This window comes from Polynucleobacter alcilacus, assembly GCF_018881545.1.
In the GTDB taxonomy this organism is placed as follows: Bacteria; Pseudomonadota; Gammaproteobacteria; order Burkholderiales; family Burkholderiaceae; genus Polynucleobacter; species Polynucleobacter alcilacus.
Window position 1 is genome coordinate 1,403,942 of sequence record NZ_JACVQD010000001.1, and the last position, 12,551, is coordinate 1,416,492.

The 12,551-nt window shown below is 45.3% G+C and carries 13 protein-coding genes; 3 read left to right on the forward strand and 10 right to left on the reverse strand.

Features of this window, described 5'->3' with window-relative positions:
- The first annotated feature begins 31 nt into the window (after positions 1-31).
- On the forward strand, positions 32-616 hold the full coding sequence (locus tag ICN45_RS07255) for a phasin family protein (RefSeq protein WP_216174899.1): 585 nt from the start codon (positions 32-34) through the stop codon (positions 614-616).
- A gap of 108 nt (positions 617-724) precedes the next feature.
- Here ICN45_RS07255 and ICN45_RS07260 read toward each other — a convergent pair whose 3' ends face one another.
- The 5 genes from ICN45_RS07260 to hemA all read right to left on the reverse strand — a co-directional run bounded on the left by ICN45_RS07260 (position 725) and on the right by hemA (position 5,677).
- Positions 725-1,999, reverse strand: a complete 1,275-nt coding sequence (locus ICN45_RS07260; protein WP_216174900.1) for a DNA recombination protein RmuC — start codon at positions 1,997-1,999, stop codon at positions 725-727.
- An 18-nt stretch (positions 2,000-2,017) separates the two neighbouring features.
- The gene (gene grxD, locus ICN45_RS07265; protein WP_216174902.1) at positions 2,018-2,326 is read right to left on the reverse strand and encodes a Grx4 family monothiol glutaredoxin; all 309 of its coding nucleotides are present in this window, start codon (positions 2,324-2,326) and stop codon (positions 2,018-2,020) included.
- 97 nt (positions 2,327-2,423) lie between these two features.
- A complete protein-coding gene (gene prmC, locus ICN45_RS07270; protein ID WP_216174904.1) occupies positions 2,424-3,275 on the reverse strand; it encodes a peptide chain release factor N(5)-glutamine methyltransferase in 852 nt (283 codons plus the stop codon).
- A 5-nt stretch (positions 3,276-3,280) separates the two neighbouring features.
- Positions 3,281-4,360, reverse strand: a complete 1,080-nt coding sequence (gene prfA, locus ICN45_RS07275) for a peptide chain release factor 1 (RefSeq protein ID WP_216174906.1) — start codon at positions 4,358-4,360, stop codon at positions 3,281-3,283.
- Positions 4,361-5,677: a glutamyl-tRNA reductase gene (hemA, locus tag ICN45_RS07280; protein ID WP_216174908.1), complete on the reverse strand. Its 1,317-nt coding sequence runs from the start codon at positions 5,675-5,677 to the stop codon at positions 4,361-4,363.
- 19 nt (positions 5,678-5,696) lie between these two features.
- Here hemA and ICN45_RS07285 point away from each other — a divergent pair, with 19 nt between their 5' ends.
- Positions 5,697-5,975, forward strand: a complete 279-nt coding sequence (locus tag ICN45_RS07285) for a hypothetical protein (protein ID WP_255531166.1) — start codon at positions 5,697-5,699, stop codon at positions 5,973-5,975.
- Here the strand turns inward: ICN45_RS07285 and ICN45_RS07290 are convergent.
- From ICN45_RS07290 to ICN45_RS07305, 4 genes are read right to left on the reverse strand one after another with little or no spacing between them, the layout of a single operon-like run.
- Positions 5,964-6,779, reverse strand: a complete 816-nt coding sequence (locus tag ICN45_RS07290) for a uracil-DNA glycosylase (RefSeq protein WP_255531120.1) — start codon at positions 6,777-6,779, stop codon at positions 5,964-5,966. The two genes, ICN45_RS07285 and ICN45_RS07290, sit on opposite strands and share 12 nt — an antisense overlap.
- Positions 6,757-8,532 (reverse strand): M61 family metallopeptidase, encoded by a 1,776-nt coding sequence (locus tag ICN45_RS07295; protein ID WP_216174910.1) that lies wholly within the window; start codon positions 8,530-8,532, stop codon positions 6,757-6,759. The genes ICN45_RS07290 and ICN45_RS07295 overlap by 23 nt, the downstream gene beginning before the upstream one ends.
- A 5-nt stretch (positions 8,533-8,537) precedes the next feature.
- Positions 8,538-9,254, reverse strand: coding sequence for a DsbC family protein (locus tag ICN45_RS07300; RefSeq protein WP_216174912.1), 717 nt, complete (start codon positions 9,252-9,254; stop codon positions 8,538-8,540).
- Positions 9,247-10,521, reverse strand: coding sequence for an FAD-dependent monooxygenase (locus tag ICN45_RS07305; protein ID WP_216174914.1), 1,275 nt, complete (start codon positions 10,519-10,521; stop codon positions 9,247-9,249). The genes ICN45_RS07300 and ICN45_RS07305 overlap by 8 nt, the downstream gene beginning before the upstream one ends.
- Before the next feature lie 40 nt (positions 10,522-10,561).
- Between ICN45_RS07305 and ychF the strand changes: the two genes are divergently transcribed.
- On the forward strand, positions 10,562-11,656 hold the full coding sequence (ychF, locus tag ICN45_RS07310) for a redox-regulated ATPase YchF (protein ID WP_216174915.1): 1,095 nt from the start codon (positions 10,562-10,564) through the stop codon (positions 11,654-11,656).
- A gap of 83 nt (positions 11,657-11,739) precedes the next feature.
- On the opposite strand, the gene trpC is transcribed toward ychF, so the two are convergent.
- The gene (trpC, locus tag ICN45_RS07315) at positions 11,740-12,543 is read right to left on the reverse strand and encodes an indole-3-glycerol phosphate synthase TrpC (RefSeq protein WP_216174917.1); all 804 of its coding nucleotides are present in this window, start codon (positions 12,541-12,543) and stop codon (positions 11,740-11,742) included.
- Between the last annotated feature and the right edge of the window lie 8 nt (positions 12,544-12,551).

Genomic DNA, 12,551 nt, shown 5'->3' on the forward strand with positions numbered 1-12,551 from the left:
TAGTTGTACCACTTAATTTATGGAGAAATACATGAACCAAGAACAAATCACCACTAAATTGTCCCAAATCAACAGCAAAGGCCTAGAGACTTCATTTTCTTTGAGCGAAGCTGCTTTGGAAAATGCTCAGAAATTGGCTGAATTAAACTACGCCGCATCTAAAGATGCTTTAGTAAATGTTCAAGACGGTATTCAACAAGTATTGACTGCTAAAGACCCAAAACAAGTTACTGAGCTGCTGAACGCAGAAATTTTTCAAGCAGTAGGTATCCAAGCCGCTGCTTACCAAAAGAAAGTAAGCAAAGTATTGCGTGATGGCAATCAAGAGTTTGTAAACGTGGTTGATGCAAGCATTGACCAGTTGCAAGATGGTTTCCAAGATTGGATCAACACGGTTGCTGCTAATGCACCTGCTGGTTCTGACGTATTTTTGTCTTCTTTCAAGACTACATACGGTAGCGCATTGCAAGGTTTTGAACAGTTCCGCGCTGCAAGCAAAGAAGCTTTTGCAACTGCAGAAAAAACTGCTGATCAAGCACTCGAAACAGTTCAAGGTCAAATTGCTCAAGTGAAGAAAGCTGCTACACCTGCATCACGTAGCCGTAAAGCTGCTTAATTAGCTGCTAAGTTAGCTATTTAGTTTAGATTTACCAAGCATTAAAAAACCCCGCTAGTGCGAACTGAGCGGGGTTTTTCTTTATCTAAATAATGCCTATTTAAATACTTATTCGGGATCTGAAGAGGGCTCGATCAAGAGTGAAGGTAAATTTTTACTGGGCTTTACACCTAGCTCACGAACTTTTTCTGCTGAGCGAATGAGATTGCCTTTACCCGTTTTGAGTTTATTGAAAGCATCGTGGTAGCTGGATTGCGCTTGTTCTAAGCGTTGACCAAGCTTTTCAAGATCCTCAACAAAACCAACAAACTTGTCATAAAGACTGCCGCACTGTTTTGCGATCTCAAGTGCATTGCGATTTTGGTGATCTTGTCTCCATAAGTGAGCAACAGTTCGCAGAGTAGCCATCAAAGTACTTGGGCACACTAAGACAATATTTTTCGCTAGAGCCTCTTGGTAGAGGTTGGGCGCAGTCTTCAGGGCCAATAAAAATGCTGGTTCAATCGGTACAAACATTAAAACAAAATCAACTGATCCTGCGCCGTATAGGGCGCTGTAATTCTTTCCGGAGAGCCCTTGAATGTGCTGGCGTAGTGACTGGATATGGGCTGCCAGTTCCAGTTCTGCTATGGCTGGATCAGTGCTTTCAGCATGTCTGGCATAAGCTGTAATAGATACTTTGCTGTCGACAACCAGACTTCTACCTTCGGGTAGCTTAATCACGACGTCAGGCTGCAGGCGTGAGCCATCGTCTTGAGTGTGGCTATCTTGCACTAAGTATTCTTCACCTTTGCGTAGGCCTGAGGATTCTAGGATGGACTCCAGTACTAACTCACCCCAGTTACCTTGTACTTTTGAGTCACCCTTTAATGCCTGAGTTAAAGAGCGCGTCTCGTCTGACATACGCAGGTTGAGATTAGCGAGACGTTCTATTTCACTTTTGAGGGCATGGCGTTCACGGGCTTCATTGCCATACGAGTTGCTCACCTGCTCTTTGAATTCAGTAAGCTTAGTTTGCAAAGGTTTAAGAAGCGCATCTAAGCTAGCCGCATTTTGCTCAGTAAAGCGCTTGGACTTGTCTTCTAATATCTCATTGGCGAGATTTTTAAATTGGTTCGTCAAAGCCTCTTTGGCCTCATTAAGTGATTCAATGCGGCCGAGGCCTTGCTTACGTTCAGAATCAAGCTCTGCCTCAAGGCGAATCGCACTTTGTAAGGCCTGATCGCGTTCGGTGCGAAGGCTGATTGTGAGATCTGCTTCGGTTTGTACCTGGGATTCTGTGCGTCTTAGCGCAGAGCGTAAGTTCAATGCATAAACTAAAAGGCCTGCGCATACAGCAAAGGGCAGGCCAAATAAAAGAAGTGAGCTTAGATCAAAAGTCACAGAGTTAAAGCTACTGAATTAGGCTTTAACTAATTTTTGTAACTCACCAGACTGGAACATTTCAGTAATGATGTCTGATCCGCCAATGAATTCACCATTGATATAAAGCTGGGGAATGGTTGGCCAATTTGCGAATTCTTTAATGCCTTGGCGAATACCTTCATCTTCCAATACGTTTACTGTATGGAGCTTCTCAACACCACTTGCTTTCAGGATATTAATTACATTTCCAGAAAAGCCGCACTGAGGAAACTGGGCAGTACCCTTCATGAATAAAACAACGGGATGGCTAGTAACGATTTCTTTGATTTGAGTTTGTGTATCCATAAATTCTTTCTTGACGAGCGTTGCTTCTATAAAAATGATTTGAATTACATCTGTAATAGATTTTAAGACTTTATGTAAAAAAAGGTTATTTACAAGCTTATTTTCTGCCTGAGGCTACGCGATGATGTCCTGCTAAATCCAGATAGGCTTTCACCTCCCGAAGTCCGGCAGCAATCATGAGGTTCATGACGGCCCCTGATTGATCGAAACCATGTTCTACCGCAATGAAGCCATTTGGATGCAGATGCTCTCTTGCGCCTGAAATAATGGACTCTAAGCATGTTAAGCCAGTTGCATGGTCGGTCAGGGCGGAAGTAGGCTCAAAACGAAGATCGCCCTGATTAAGGTGGGGATCTTGCTTGGCAATATAGGGAGGGTTACTCAAAATGATGTCAAAGCTCTGTTGATCCAAAGGCTCGTACCAACTGCCCTGAATCAATTCAACCCGTTTTTCAAGGCCTAATTCTTTTACATTTCTTTTGGCAATTTTTATAGCTTCTGCTGATTGGTCAGTAGCTGTAATCAGTGCCTGCGGTGCTGCGTAAGCAATAGCGAGGGCAATTGCGCCTGAGCCTGTTCCTAGGTCTAATAATTTGGCTTGAGTATCAGATGCTTGTTTGAGCCGCGTAATTTCATGCAAGCCGATTTCTACCAGTAGCTCAGTTTCGGGTCGTGGGATCAATACGCCGGGAGCAACATACAGTTCGATATTGTGAAACCCTCTTTTTCCAATCAGGTAGGCAATGGGTTCCCCATTAGATCTTTTAGTCTCGAGACTTTGCCATTCTGCAAGGGCCCCTGGATCAAGCGCCATAGAATCCTTTGAAATTAGGGCTGAGCGAGGCAGTTGATAATGCTTCTCGAGCACATAAGCCATCAATAAACGGGCTTCATTAGATGGAAGTAGCGAGCTGCCTAATAATGAACGCAAGCTCAAATCTGGGCTCATCGTTTTTAGTTATCGCCTAAGGCCGCAAGTAGTTCAGCCTGATGTTCCGAAGCCAGAGCATTACATAGATCATCAATATCCCCATCCATCATGGCATCAATTTTATAAAGCGTTAGGTTAATACGATGGTCAGTGATACGTCCTTGAGGAAAGTTATAGGTGCGAATGCGATCACTGCGATCGCCAGAGCCAACAAGTGATTTCCTAGTTTGCGCTTCGAGCTGATGCTTCTCGCGCTCACGAGCATCCATAATTCGCGAAACTAATACTTTCATGGCCTGCTCACGATTGCGGTGTTGGCTGCGATCGTCCTGGCACTCAACTACCGTACCAGTTGGCAAGTGGGTAATACGCACAGCGGAATCAGTCTTATTAATATGTTGTCCGCCAGCGCCAGAAGCACGGAAGGTATCGATTCGCAACTCAGCGGGATTGATTTTGACAGCCTCTAATTCATCTGCCTCTGGCATGACAGCAACAGTGCATGCCGATGTGTGTATACGGCCTTGCGTTTCAGTCTGGGGAACGCGTTGTACACGATGACCACCAGATTCAAATTTGAGGCGGGAATAGACTGATTGACCTACGAGGCGCAAGACAACCTCTTTATATCCACCGAGATCCGATTCAGCAGCGCTAACTACCTCTACTTTCCAGCCTTGGCGCTCAGCAAAGCGCGTATACATGCGCAACAGGTCACCTGCAAAAAGTGCGCTCTCATCGCCACCAGTTCCTGCTCTGATTTCTAAGAAGACATTACGCTCATCATTCTCATCTTTGGGTAGTAATAATTTCTGTAGCACGCCTGCGAGCTCTTCCATCGTAGCCAATGCTTGCTGTTGCTCTTCATCAGCAAAATCCTTCATATCAGGATCTTTACGCATCTCTTCAGCTGCTTTAGCATCAGCTTCAGCTTGTTTATATAAGCCAAATTGCTCAACAACGGTAGCAATATCAGAATGTTCACGCGTGAGTTTCCGATAGGCATCCATATCTTTGGTTGCCTCTTCTAAGGTTAAAAGGGAATTGAGTTCGGCTAAGCGTGTATCGAGGTGGTCAAGCTTAGCCCGCATGCTGGGCTTCATTTAATGGTCTTCTGGCTTGGAATGCGAGGCGAATAATTTAGGTAACAACTTAATCAGGGCGTCACGCTCAGCGCCATTAGAGTGTTGCAATGCATGCAGTGAGCCATGCAAAAACTTATTGGTGAGGCCTTGTGCCATTGCATTGAGAACTTCTTGTGGGTCATCGCCGCGCATGAGGCGTTTCATGGCCCGCTCTAACTCAAGCTGTCTTAAGCGCTCGCCTTGTTGCTGAATATCTTGAATGATTGGAACAGAATTCCGTCCTTGCATCCAATGCATAAAATTACCAACACGATCTTCAATAATCGCTTCTGCTTGACTTACTGCTGCGTGTCTTAATTTTGAGCCAGTTTGAACCATCACACCTAGATCATCTACAGAGTAGAGATAGACATCATCTAGCCTAGATATTTCTGGTTCAAAATCACGTGGCACAGCCAGATCAATCATGACCATCGGTTTATGGCGACGCTGCTTGAGAGCACTTTCAACCATACCAAGCCCGATGATGGGTAGTGATGAAGCAGTACTAGACACAACGATATCGAATTCGTGCAGACGCCCTGGAAGCTCGGATAGCTTGAAAGATTCCGCTTCTATGTCCTGCAATGAAATAGAATCCGCCAATTCTTGTCCGCGTTCGATAGTACGATTTGCAATCGCCACATGCCTTGGTTTGCGCGCTACAAAATGAGTTGCACATAAGGTGATCATGTCACCTGCACCGATAAACAAAATACGCTGATCAGCAATCTTTTCAAAGATGCGTTCAGAAAGACGGACGGATGCTGCTGCCATAGAAATTGAATGTGCACCAATTTCTGTAGACCCGCGAACTTCTTTGGCAACGGCAAATGTTTTCTGGAAGAGCTGATTGAGGTAGGTTCCTAAAACACCCGCATCATTGGCGGTGCGAACAGCATCTTTCATTTGTCCCAAAATTTGGGTCTCGCCAATTACCATTGAATCTAAACCACAGGCCACTCTGAAAGCATGACGAACGGCATCGGATTGCGGTAGGGAATAAATGTGGGGCTCAAGACTACTAGGGGCCAGTTTTTGAGTTTTAGCAAGCCAGTCAAAAGTCACTTCGTGCAAAACCCCGGCAGCACTAGCGTCATTAGCAGCGCAGTACACCTCAGTGCGATTGCAGGTCGACAAAATAGTGGCTTCTGGCAGCCCAGCCTGATTCGCGCCAACTAAATGTTGGCGCAGATCGTGCAACGCTTCTTGAAGAAATTCAGGGTCAAAGGCGACCTTTTCCCGAATGGCGACCGGCGCTGTGTGATGATTGATGCCGAGTGTCAACAACTTCATAATGGTAATTATAGATTTGATGACAGCATTAATGGGGGTAACAATGGGGTTTTTGGCTTTTCTGCTTATTGGCGGTATTTCTGGGGCTTCTGCTTGGATTTTTTACCCCGGTCAATCCAATGGATCAAATCCAGGAAAGTTCCTTGTGGCCGCGTTTCTAGGCTTTCTTGCGGCTGCTGCAAGCTCCTTTATCGGTCAATACTTGGGATTTTTTCAATCCGGGCAAATGCTGGAATGGCTAAGCGCAATCTTTGCCTCTTGCCTAGCTGGCTGTGTTTTTACCGCTTTAGCTAAATAAGTCTGCTTGAGAATCCATTTTTGAATTCATTTGAGCTTGATTAACCCATTCAATTGGGTCCATGCCATGGTTGATAAGCCACTGATTGGTTTGAGTAAAGTGGCCACAGCTTGCCTTAGCACCGGGTTCTAAAAATGGTTTATTGGTTTTATATACTCCCAGACCAGACGGATGCGACGATTGCAATATCAATTGATCCTTGCCGGCTTCAATCAAAGGCAATTTAGATTGAGCGTGCCCTCCCCAAAGTATCCAGACTAGATGGGGTCTTTGCAGCGTAAGCGCAGAAATGAGGCGGTCAATCAGACTTTTCCATCCCAAGTTGGCATGACTGCCTGCTTCACCCAGTCTAACACTCAGTGCGGTATTTAGAAGCAGCACTCCTTGCTCAGCCCAGGATTGAAGATCTCCGTTTGGGAGTTCACCAAACCCCTCAAGCGCCAGTGCTTTACTGATATTACGCAACGAACTGGGAAATTCTCGAGACTTACATGGAACGCTAGCGGGAATTGAAAATGCTAGACCTTGTGCAAGGCTGGGTGAGTGATAGGGATCTTGACCGAGGATTACCAATTTGACTGATGCCAGAGGGGTGAGTGTGAGTGCCTTAAAAAAAAGATACGGCTCTGGACGAATCAGCCCTGGATTGGTTTTTAAAGCTACTCGTAAATTAGCCTCTAATGTTTTCCAAGCATCAGATTCAAAATAGTCACCCAATAACGCACGCCAATCTTCCGGAATATCGTCTTGAGAAAAAGAGTGCATCAATCTGTATTGTGAATTAGCGAGCTGGGCTGAGCTCATACTGGATTGGCAGTTGATTCGTTTGTAGGGTCGCCATCCGCTCATGTTCTAAGTCGTCTCTATAAAAACAGATATGAATGTTTTGTCCTTCGCTAAGACTGCCTAGGACTTTATCCCAACGACTGTTGGTAATGCGCTGGCCGTTGATGCTGGCAAGCAGGTCACCTGGTGCTAGGCCAGCCAATTGGGCAAAGCCACCATCTAAGACATGAGTTATCTTCAACCATCCGTTAACTTCGGTATGACGCATACCAAATTGCAATTTGATTTTTTCTAACTGTGATTGAGTTTTTGGTGTAACTGAAATGAGTTTGGAGCCAATCCACTTTTGAATGGGGATATCTTCAGTGCCAAAAATATAACGCGACTTCATGTCATTCCAGATCTTATTAAAGCCAGAACCCAGTAGCGCATGGATTAATTTATCTAGACCATCCTCGGCAATACCATCGAGGGTAATGCCATGTCTTTGCCAGATGAGGCGCATGAGGTCGTCTAGTGATTTTTTATTTTTCGAGAAAGCCCGAATTTGTAAATCAAGCCCTAGAGCAAGTAGGGCGCCTTTACCGTAATAGCTGACAACGGCATTGGGCGTGTTTTCATCAGTCTGATAGTACTTTGTCCAAGCATCAAATGAGCTATCTGCTAGGCTTTGCTTTTGTCTTCCTGGCCCCCTTAAGATGCCATTCCAACTGTCGGTGACTAATTTCAAATAGGTTTTGAGATCAATACGTTTACTGCGGAATAGTTGGAGATCATCATAGTAGCTAGTAAAGCCTTCAAACAGCCACAGTAGGCGTGTGTGATTTCTTTTACTGAGGTCGTAAGGCTGAAATGCTTTTGGCTGAATTCTCTTCACAAGCCATGCATGAAAGTACTCATGACTGCATAGACCTAGAAACTCACGATAAGCAGAATCATCTAGCGGTGTATTTAGTTGCGGAATTTGATCACGACGGCAGAGTAATGCTGTACTACTGCGATGCTCAAGACCGCCATAGCCATTCAAAACGGCGTTTACTAAAAAGAGATAGCTGGTAAATGGTGCATGTTTGCTGTTGGGCTCAAATAGATTGATGGTACAAGCGCAGATTGCCTGTAGATCTTGAGCAAGTCTTTTTGCATCTACTGGATGAATGCATCCTTGAATAGCCATACTGTGGGCTACACCATTCGATTTCCAGTGAACCAGTTGAAACTCACCCAAAGCGAATGGATGATCCAACAGGTCATCGTAATTGTGGGCAAGATAAAAACCAAATCCTCTTTCATCCACTTTCGCAACTCGTAAACTGCTTACTACCGACCAATGATCGGCAAATCCCGCATCCGGTGGGACGATAGCAAGCGAACAGGGTAAATCTTCCTGCCCCAATACCGCTAGACATAAGCTGCTTGCATTAAAGAAAGCGCGCTCGGTATCCAGATAGGCAGCGCGTACAGAGGGGTCATATGCGTATACCGTTGTCAGCACTTCAACTGGGCCACTTACTTTGGGTAAGCGCCATTGATCGTTATTGATTCTTTCAGGGGAAAGTTTTTGCTTCTTAAAACCAATTGAATGAGCCTCAATTGATTCAATCTGCTTACTAAAGTCTCGAATCAAATAACTTCCCGGGATCCATGCAGGCATTTGCAGTATTTGCCCGTCTGGATCTGGTGCTGCAATATGTAATTTCACCTGAAAGCGATGGCCATGAAGGTCTGCTGGCCAAACTGTGTACTGGATCGCTGGTAGATCTGCTGTATTCATCGTATTTATTTCAGCGCGCTAAATTTCTTTTCGATATCGGCAATCTGTACTGCGCCAGGAAAGCGGCTACCGTCTGTAAAGAAGAGGGTTGGAGTACCAGTGATTCCATAGGTTTTAGCAAATGCCATATTTTTATCTAAGGGGGTAGTGCAATCACTTTTACCGCTTGGACTAATCCCATTGATCATCCAGTCAATATATGTCTTGTAAGGGTCTGAAGAACACCAAATTTGCTTTGATTTCTGGGCAGAGTCAGGCGACAGGATGGGGATGAGGTAGGTATAGACCGTGACATTGTCTAGCTGTTGTAAAGATTTCTCGAGTCGTTTGCAATAGCCGCAATTTGGATCAGAAAACACTGCCAATTGGCGACTGCCATTGCCACGAACAGTTTTGATAGCATTTGCCTGACTCAAGTCTGCCCACTTAATACGGTTTAAATCTGCCTGTCTTAGTTCGGTAAGATTTTTGCCACTCGCTAATTCAATAATTTCACCTTGAATCAGATACTTTCCAGAAGTATCGGTATAAAAAATTTCATTTCCCACAAGAACTTCATATAAACCGGAAACGGGTGATGCAGTGACGCTTCTCACCTTTGCGTTGGAGCCCAACTTTTTCTGGATCTCAGTTTTCACTTGCTGCTCTGCTTGAGCGTGCACATACCCAGAAAAGAATAGGGTCGCGCAGAGAAGTGCTATTGCAGATAACAATTTATTCAAAATCAATTTCTCCTAATGCGCGCTCAATGAGGCGCTGTTTCATGAAGTGACTTTTATTTACTAGACCAAGGCCCCAATTACGAAGTTGCCTTTCTGTATTGCTACTGGCAGAGAATAGTTTCTTGAGTCTATCTGTAACCCATAACAGCGCGCTAGTATCGCCTTGACGTTGACGCTCATAGCGACGCAGAAGCACCCTATCGCTAGGCGAGCGAAATGATTCACGTTTTCCCAGAATATTGAGTAGCACCGCTACATCTCGCAGACCCAGGTTGAGACCTTGCCCTGCCAGCGGGTGCATTACATGGGCTGCATCGCCAATGAGTACAACTCTTGGGAATAACTCGGGACCAATAAAGCGCTGAGCCCGAATTTTTCTGAGTGGAAACGCGGCCGGCACTGAATTCAGCGTCAACTCACCTAGTTGTTTGCTAATCGCGCCATTGGCAATTGTTGAAAATTGGTCAAGCCATTGTGTTTGATCGAGCTTTAATAATTCAGCTGCGTGTTCGGGTGAGGTTGACCATACCATTGAGACTTGTTTTTCAGGCAAAGGAAGCATTGCAATGATGTCGCCACCAGGCAAGAACCATTGAAACGCAGTATCAAGATGCGGATAGGTGCAAAGCCAGTTAGCAACCACAGCACTTTGTGAGTAGCTTTCTTCGCTCGTCGTAATACCTAGCTCAGAACGAATAGGAGAGTTCGCGCCATCCGCAGCAATGATCAATTGCGCCCGAACTATGCCACCGCTTCTTAAGTGCAGCGTATTTCCATCGGCATCAAACTCAATTTTTTCAACGGCATCAGCGATGCGCTCCAATTTATTTTGAAAGCGTGATGCCTGATCGAGGGTGTGCTCAATGACATTGGATTCTCCGATCCAAGCTAATTGAGGAGTGCCTGCTTCGAAAGCGGAAAGATGGAGTTGATCATTTTTTTCGCCGCGATCACCATAAATCCGCATGTCGCGAACGGCTTGCATTCTGGTGTGATCGATGGCATCCCATATCTGCAGATGAGCCAGCAATTTTTGGGTCCCTGAAGAAAAAGCATAAATTCGCTGACCCAATTGAGGCCCACTAGGAGCAGGGACTGTTTGCTCCAGATCTGGGGCAATTTCAAGGGTTTGTAGTCCCATTTGGGCTAAGCCTAAGGCGCAAGCCTTGCCAGCAATACCTCCGCCGACTACGACTACGTCTGCGGTGCGGATTTTGCCGGACTGCAAAAGGGATTTGGGTGGGTGATTTCGCTGAACTTCTGACATACCTTGATGATATCGAAACCAGCGCCTTTACAATAAAGGCATGTCTTTAAAATGTGGCATCGTCGGCCTGCCTAACGTCGGCAAATCTACCCTCTTTAATGCGCTTACCAAGGCTGGGATCGCAGCGGAAAACTATCCTTTCTGCACGATTGAGCCTAATGTGGGCATTGTTGAGGTCCCTGACCCTCGTCTAGCCGCTTTGGCTGAGATCGTTAAGCCGGAGCGCATCCTGCCCGCAGCTGTCGAATTTGTCGATATTGCGGGTTTAGTTGCGGGCGCATCTAAGGGTGAGGGCTTGGGTAACCAATTTCTAGCCAATATTCGAGAAACTGACGCAATTACGCACGTTGTTCGTTGCTTTGAAGATCCTAATGTCATACATGTGGCAGGCAAGATTGACCCTATCGCTGATATTGGCGTCATTGACACTGAGTTAGCACTCTCAGACTTGGCTACCGTTGAAAAAACCCTCAATCGCTCCAGTAAGGCCGCGAAGTCAGGTAATGATAAAGAAGCTGCTGCTTTAGTCGCCGTTCTCACTAAAGTCCAAGCGCATTTGGATTTAGCCTTGCCAGTACGTAGCCTGAATTTGAATGAAGAAGAGTTGCTATTGATTAAGCCATTATGTTTAATTACTGCCAAGCCGGCGATGTATGTTGCGAATGTCAAAGAAGATGGCTTTACAAATAACCCGCATCTTGAAGCGGTAAAGCAACATGCTGCAAAAGAACAGGCGCCAGTAGTTGCAGTCTGTGCAGCGATTGAAGCAGAAATTGCCGACTTGGAGGATGCTGACAAGATTGAATTTTTAGCAGACTTGGGTATGGAAGAGCCGGGATTGGATCGCGTGATTCGCGCAGGCTATACCTTGCTTGGTTTGCAAACGTATTTCACTGCTGGTGTAAAAGAAGTGCGTGCTTGGACAATTCATCTAGGTGATACAGCACCGCAAGCGGCGGGCGTGATTCATACAGATTTTGAGCGGGGCTTTATTCGTGCTCAAACTATTGCTTATGATGACTTTATCCAGTTTAAGGGTGAGTCAGGCGCTAAAGAAGCTGGCAAGATGCGTGCTGAAGGCAAGGAGTATGTTGTTAAAGATGGAGATGTATTGAATTTCTTGTTTAACGTCTAAATAGCTAAATCAAAGACGAATACTACTTAAGCAACCTTATAACACTGGCGGTTTTCTGCTGCAACCTAGGTCTTTTAAAAAGATTAGGAGAATAGTTCGCTAAGCGCTGTGCCTGGATCTGCTGCACGCATAAACGCTTCACCAACTAAGAATGCGTTGATTTGATTCTCGCGCATTAATTGAACATCAGAACGGTTCAATATCCCAGACTCTGTCACTAAGATTTTATTGCTGGGAACCATTGACAGAAGTGAAAGTGTGGTTTGCAGCGTTACTTCAAAGGTCTTGAGGTTACGATTATTGATGCCTAATAAAGGCGTCTTTAGTTCTAAGGCTTGCTCTAGCTCAGGGGCATTATGTACTTCAACCAACACATCAAGACCGAGATCATGAGCGCAGGCTTCAAGATCCTTCATTTGATTTAGTTCTAAGCAGGCAACAATTAACAGAATGGCATCCGCTCCAATTGCGCGTGCTTCATAGACTTGATAGGGATCGATCGTGAAATCCTTACGCAATACGGGAATGCGACACGCTGCCCGAGCTTCTTGCAAATAGGCATTACAACCCTGGAAATAATCAAGATCAGTGAGGACGGATAAACAGGCGGCGCCATGTTTTTCATAAGACTGCGCGATTTCTGCAGGCTTGAAATTCTCGCGCAGTATGCCTTTGCTAGGACTGGCTTTTTTGATTTCAGCAATGACGCCCGCTTTGCCAGTGGCAATTTGGTTTTCAATAGCCTGTATGAAGCCACGTGGCTTCAAAAGGGGATCTTGCTTGTTTGCCTCAGCAATCTCACGTTGATTGGCAAGAGAAGTGCGTTTTAAACTGCTTGAAACTTCAATCTTTTTTGTCGCAACAATTTTATCGAGAATATCACTCATAAATAATC

Coding starts and splice junctions, on each gene's coding strand:
- ICN45_RS07255 (WP_216174899.1), top strand. CDS start 32: ATGAACCAAGAACAAATCACCACTAAATTGTCCCAAATCAACAGCAAA.
- grxD (WP_216174902.1), bottom strand. CDS start 2,326: ATGGATACACAAACTCAAATCAAAGAAATCGTTACTAGCCATCCCGTT.
- prmC (WP_216174904.1), bottom strand. CDS start 3,275: ATGAGCCCAGATTTGAGCTTGCGTTCATTATTAGGCAGCTCGCTACTT.
- prfA (WP_216174906.1), bottom strand. CDS start 4,360: ATGAAGCCCAGCATGCGGGCTAAGCTTGACCACCTCGATACACGCTTA.
- hemA (WP_216174908.1), bottom strand. CDS start 5,677: ATGAAGTTGTTGACACTCGGCATCAATCATCACACAGCGCCGGTCGCC.
- ICN45_RS07285 (WP_255531166.1), top strand. CDS start 5,697: ATGACAGCATTAATGGGGGTAACAATGGGGTTTTTGGCTTTTCTGCTT.
- ICN45_RS07290 (WP_255531120.1), bottom strand. CDS start 6,779: ATGAGCTCAGCCCAGCTCGCTAATTCACAATACAGATTGATGCACTCT.
- ICN45_RS07295 (WP_216174910.1), bottom strand. CDS start 8,532: ATGAATACAGCAGATCTACCAGCGATCCAGTACACAGTTTGGCCAGCA.
- ICN45_RS07305 (WP_216174914.1), bottom strand. CDS start 10,521: ATGTCAGAAGTTCAGCGAAATCACCCACCCAAATCCCTTTTGCAGTCC.
- ychF (WP_216174915.1), top strand. CDS start 10,562: ATGTCTTTAAAATGTGGCATCGTCGGCCTGCCTAACGTCGGCAAATCT.
- trpC (WP_216174917.1), bottom strand. CDS start 12,543: ATGAGTGATATTCTCGATAAAATTGTTGCGACAAAAAAGATTGAAGTT.